Raw genomic sequence first — 4,710 nt, forward strand, 5'->3', positions numbered from 1 at the left:
AAGCGCCGCACCAGCCGACGACACCCCGGACGAAGCAACCGTATCCGCCTCTTAAGCGGATGTTAAGGAACGCTTAAGGCAACGCACTCCACCTCCGACCGTCTCGCTCCAATGCTGGCGTGCGGGCAACGAGGACCCTCGGCTGTGCCGCATCCCCGCCTCCCGGCATGCGCCCCGCTGCGCTTCGGTCGCCTCGCACAGCACCTGCGCCCTTTCAGGCTACAGCACCCGACGACAAGGGTATACTGGTGCCCTTGAGGAAAACGACGGAAAGGCGCGGGCATGCTCTCGATACTGTGCGTGGGTGCCGGAGGGTTCATCGGCGCGGTGGCGCGCTATCTGCTGGGGCTGGTGCCCTACGAGGGCGATTTCCCCCTCATGACGCTCATCGTAAACTTCGCAGGCGCGGTGGCTATCGGAGCCGTTGTCGAAGCTGCCGACAGCTGGCCCGGCATGCCGCCGAATGCGCTGCTATTTCTGAAAACGGGCCTCTGCGGCGGGTTCACCACGTTCTCCACATTCTCACTCGAGACGCTGGCGCTGCTAGAAGGCGGCAGGTACGGCATGGGAGCCCTGTACGCCGGAGGCAGCCTTGCGCTGTGCGTGGCAGGCGTCGTGGTAGGCAGGATTCTCATGCGCAGCGCGCGTGCCCTGATGGAGGCGGCAGGGTAATCGTCCCAGGCGACCGTCCGCCGCCTCATCGGGCCTCGTGCTTAGACGTTCAAGTCGCGTCGGCTGAATACGGCCACACCCGCCGAGAACAACACTGCAGCCGCCCCGTACAGCGCCGCCGCGCCTGCCCAAGCCGCCGCATCGTTTGCAGCCAGACCATAAGCATCGAACAGCGTAAGCGGCGTGGCGTACTTCAGAAACTCAAACTTCTCGCCCACCTGCGACACCATCTGCACCAGAAACGACAGGATGCACGCCCCGCCGCCCGCCCAGAGCGCCAAGCTTGCATTCGAGAACGCGCAGGCCGACAGGAAGCACAAGCCCGCCATCGCGAGCCACAGGCCCAGAAGGCCCGCATTCGCACGAGCAAGGCCGGCCATGTCCAGCTCGCCCGGGAACAAAAGTTCGGCCGATCCTGCTTCAAGGACCCACGTAGCCGCCATGAGCAGCACGAGCATGCATGCCAACACGCCGGCTAGCGTGGCAGCGATGCGCACACGGCTCACCGGCGTGGCCAGCAGGTACGCCATCGTCCCACGGTCGAGATAGCGCACCACCAGCTTGTTCACCAAGATAAGCACCAGCACAAGCGGAAACGTCGTCAACAGGAAGCCGTACAGGTAGTTCAACAGGAAATCCAGCAGCGTGGTCGAAGGCTTGGCCATGCCGAATGCGGAGAACAGGTCGGGCATGCTCTGCATCATGGCGTCGAGGCTCTCCCCGAGTGCCGGATCGAACATGCTCGCTATCGTGGCAATGTACAGGGCCAGCACCCCCGCAATAATCACCGTGACGAACGCACCGGAGCGCATCTCCTTGGCAAACAGCGTCCTATTCATGACAACCCCTTTCAGACGAAGCGGTCGATCGCAAGCCGGGACGATCGTCGGAGCATGAACCGTACAGGTGCAAGAACAGCTCCTCGAGCGTCTGCTCACGCGCTGCAAGGTCGGCCACCTCGAAGGCAGCCAGGTCTTTCACGAACGCATCCGCCCCTCCCGCCACGACCATCTCAGCGCTCACCGCACCCCTGATCTGCGCTTCCGGATGGGAGGCGACGTAGCGATCGCGCTCTGTGGCATAGGCGAAGGCAATAACGTACACCCGCTTGCGCGAGCGCCGCACGTCGTCCATGCGCTCCACCGCCGCCAGGCGCCCGTCGCGGATAAACGCCACGCGGTCGCATGTGCGCTCCACCTCTTCGAACAGGTGGGACGAGAGAAACACCGTTGCCCCGCGTTCCTTCTCGGCCAGCACCAGGTCGATGAAGCGCCCTTGCATAAGCGGGTCAAGCCCGCTCGTCGGCTCGTCGAGAAGCAGCAGGTCGGGTCGCCCCATGAACGCGCACACCAGGCCCACCTTCTGCTTGGTGCCCTTCGACATCTTGCGTATCTTGCGCGAGGGATCCAGCTCGAAGTAATCGGCCAGCTCGTGCAGCCGCACTCGATCGGCCAGCTTCTTCATGCGAGCCATGAACTCGAGGAAGGCGCTGCCCGTCATCTCGTCCATACAGGCTATCTCACCAGGTAGGTACCCCAGCGTACGTTGGATGGCGGCCCGCTCGGAAAAGCAAGCGAGCCCGCCGATGCGCGCCTCGCCGGCACCAGGTTTCACAAAACCCATGAGATGGCGCATCGCAGTAGTCTTGCCCGCACCGTTGGGACCAAGGAAGCCGAACACCTCCCCCTGCTGCACTTCGAGCGATACGTCGAAGATGCCGCGCTGTTTCCCATAGTCTTTCGTCAAACCGCGAAGTTCTAGTGCCGCCGCCATGACGCACTCCTTTCGTTTCCGCTACCCCGCAACAGCGCATGCTCGCGCTCGCGCCGGGGCGCTCTTTCTCTCGTAAACCGTTTTCGGTACCGGCTGGTCGCAGGAAGCAGATGCGCCCTGCTGCAGAACCGCGTGGTCCTATTGGAACTCTTCTTTGTACGCGTATCGTTTGAACATCTCGCACCACTCGTCGAACTCGACCATGAGCGCGTCGATATCGATAGCACGGCTCATACTGCGCTGCTGGTGCAGATAGCCGTCGGCCATCCAGATCATCATGTCCACCACCTTTTTAGGCTCGACACCGTCGCGGAACTTGTCCAGGCGCACGTTCTTGAAGAACGTCGAGAACATGAGGTCGATCTGGGCCTGGGTCCAGCCGTTCATCGTGTCTTTGACGTCTTTGTGCTCGGGATAGAAAGCGCGGATGCTGAAATCCAGCAGATAGGGCATCTTGGAGAGTGCGTCCTTCTTCCTGTTGGCCGCGTATTTGAACAGCTCGAAGAAGTCGTCGATCTCGTAGAACCGCTCGTCCACGACCACCTTCGTGACCACGTCCATCAGATGCCGCATGAGGTAGAGGTACAGCTCGCGCTTGTTCTTGAAATAGAAGAACAAAAGCCCCTTGGAAATACCCGCCTTGCGCGCGATAGCATCGGTCGAGGCGCCTTTGTAGTCGCTCAGGCCGAACGTCTCCACCGCCGCACCCACGATGGCCTCGCGTCGCTCTTCCGGCAGGCTTTCGAACTTCTCGAAACCGTGCTCCACGTTCCCCCTCCTCATCTGCACCCGCACGCTGCCACAACGCGCATCTCCATCTTGCCGCCCGCGACAACGTCTTTCACGCAAGGCAGGTACCCGAAAAGCGACCCATTGACCGGCCGGTCAAGCGCTTCGAAGACCATGCTAGTCCATTGACTATTTTTTCCAAGGGGTGCCGCTGAAAGTTTTTTTCGCAGCAAGCATACGAGAAGGACGATACGGCTGTCGTGACACGCGGCCCGTATCGAGCCGGCACCGGTGTGCCTGTTCGGACCGGCATCCAAACGAAACAGGCACGCCAAGCGAGGCTTTCCTAAACGGGAAGGATAGCGTACAATACGCAAGCGCGCATGATTTGCCAGCGTGGCGCAACGGTAGCGCAACAGTTTTGTAAACTGTGGGTTGCAGGTTCGATTCCTGTCGCTGGCTCCATGAAACACCAGGTCAGTCGCTTATGGCGGCTGACTTTTTTACTGCCGCGAACTCACTCGGGGCTCAGCTCCCGCAATCATTCACCGACCCTCCATCGCAGGTTCCTCAACTTTCAGAGCGCGATAGAGACGATCCGGCACGATACTAAGAAGGTCGTCTGTCCATTGCACTAGGTTCGTCGGCTCGCTCGACCTGAACCAATCGTTCAGCACCTCACACTCCAACTTCGAGAATACCTCCACCATGAACAGCATATTGTGGTCGATGGGTATATGCCGATAGGTTTCCAAGGTCTCCAGCAGCACGGTTTTGCGGTTCTCAGGCATCACCGTCTGCCCAAAAGGCGTGTTGATGCTGTACTGGATAGATTTGCAGTAGAAGTCGCGCTCTTGGGAAATGAGCCTTAAGTGATGGTAGTAACCGGTTTTCCAATCGACCGTGCGGCCAATCTCGTTCAAGTAGAACTGCCTGCAAAAAATGGCATGCCACCAAGGTATGTCGTACTTGCTCTCGAAATGACGATAGAACGTCTGTCGCGATATGCCTGCGTTCTCGCATATCTCGGAGATGGTTATATGATCGAGAGACTTGTCCACCGCGTGCAGTATCTTCATCTTCGTACGTAGTTCTGGCGAATCAAAAAAAGCGTTCCCCCGAGCTAAATCTGGCAGCATGCATCCTCCTCCTCACGAACCGGATGTGCGTGGGCACCGCCGAGGCGCGTGCTCTGCTATTTTACCTGAGCATACCATCTTATATCGTCAAGAGAAGTCAGACTAAACGGTGTTTGGTCAACGATTGCGGTTGCTGAATCGCTCATTGTTTTGCAGATCGGACAATATGCCATATTTTGTTGCTCATATTGGCACGATTCTTCTCTTCTGTCACGTTGTCAATACGGCGCTCCCTAAAGGTCACGCTTTGCCAACAATTTGAGCCCCCCGGGTTTTGACCGATGCGCGCCCACTTCGCATTATTGAACCAACGAGGGAGGCACCAAGGTTCTCCCCCCTTTCGAAAGGAGACTGTCATGGCGAAGATAGTCAGCTCTTGGAACGACTGGGATCCGTT

At 59.2% G+C, this 4,710-nt stretch carries 6 protein-coding genes and 1 tRNA gene; 2 read left to right on the plus strand and 5 right to left on the minus strand.

Annotation, left to right across the window (positions count from 1 at the left end):
• Nucleotides 1-282 precede the first annotated feature (282 nt).
• Nucleotides 283-672 (plus strand): fluoride efflux transporter CrcB, encoded by a 390-nt coding sequence (gene crcB / locus RR842_RS11955; protein ID WP_332511860.1) that lies wholly within the window; start codon nucleotides 283-285, stop codon nucleotides 670-672.
• Nucleotides 673-713: 41 nt separating this feature from the next.
• On the opposite strand, the gene RR842_RS11960 is transcribed toward crcB, so the two are convergent.
• The 3 genes from RR842_RS11960 to RR842_RS11970 all read right to left on the minus strand — a co-directional run bounded on the left by RR842_RS11960 (nucleotide 714) and on the right by RR842_RS11970 (nucleotide 3,213).
• On the minus strand, nucleotides 714-1,511 hold the full coding sequence (locus RR842_RS11960) for an ABC transporter permease subunit (protein WP_332517416.1): 798 nt from the start codon (nucleotides 1,509-1,511) through the stop codon (nucleotides 714-716).
• Complete coding sequence (locus RR842_RS11965; protein WP_332723247.1) at nucleotides 1,504-2,445, minus strand: ABC transporter ATP-binding protein; 942 nt, start codon at nucleotides 2,443-2,445, stop codon at nucleotides 1,504-1,506. Before RR842_RS11965 ends, RR842_RS11960 begins: the two co-directional genes overlap by 8 nt.
• Nucleotides 2,446-2,583: 138 nt before the next feature.
• Complete coding sequence (locus tag RR842_RS11970; RefSeq protein ID WP_332729871.1) at nucleotides 2,584-3,213, minus strand: TetR/AcrR family transcriptional regulator; 630 nt, start codon at nucleotides 3,211-3,213, stop codon at nucleotides 2,584-2,586.
• 351 nt (nucleotides 3,214-3,564) lie between these two features.
• Between RR842_RS11970 and RR842_RS11975 the strand changes: the two genes are divergently transcribed.
• Nucleotides 3,565-3,639 (plus strand) — tRNA-Thr (locus RR842_RS11975).
• Nucleotides 3,640-3,719: 80 nt separating this feature from the next.
• Here the strand turns inward: RR842_RS11975 and RR842_RS11980 are convergent.
• The gene (locus RR842_RS11980) at nucleotides 3,720-4,313 is read right to left on the minus strand and encodes a TetR/AcrR family transcriptional regulator (protein WP_332729872.1); all 594 of its coding nucleotides are present in this window, start codon (nucleotides 4,311-4,313) and stop codon (nucleotides 3,720-3,722) included.
• Between the two features lie 142 nt (nucleotides 4,314-4,455).
• The coding region (locus RR842_RS11985; RefSeq protein ID WP_332729873.1) for a hypothetical protein at nucleotides 4,456-4,710 on the minus strand (255 nt) is incomplete at its 5' end.

The sequence above is a fragment of the Gordonibacter sp. genome, assembly GCF_036667095.1.
Lineage (GTDB): Bacteria > Actinomycetota > Coriobacteriia > Coriobacteriales > Eggerthellaceae > Gordonibacter.

Bases quoted from the DNA above. Each gene is read 5' to 3' on its own strand.
- crcB (WP_332511860.1), top strand. From the start codon at position 283: ATGCTCTCGATACTGTGCGTGGGTGCCGGAGGGTTCATCGGCGCGGTG.
- RR842_RS11965 (WP_332723247.1), bottom strand. From the start codon at position 2,445: ATGGCGGCGGCACTAGAACTTCGCGGTTTGACGAAAGACTATGGGAAA.
- RR842_RS11980 (WP_332729872.1), bottom strand. From the start codon at position 4,313: ATGCTGCCAGATTTAGCTCGGGGGAACGCTTTTTTTGATTCGCCAGAA.
- RR842_RS11960 (WP_332517416.1), bottom strand. From the start codon at position 1,511: ATGAATAGGACGCTGTTTGCCAAGGAGATGCGCTCCGGTGCGTTCGTC.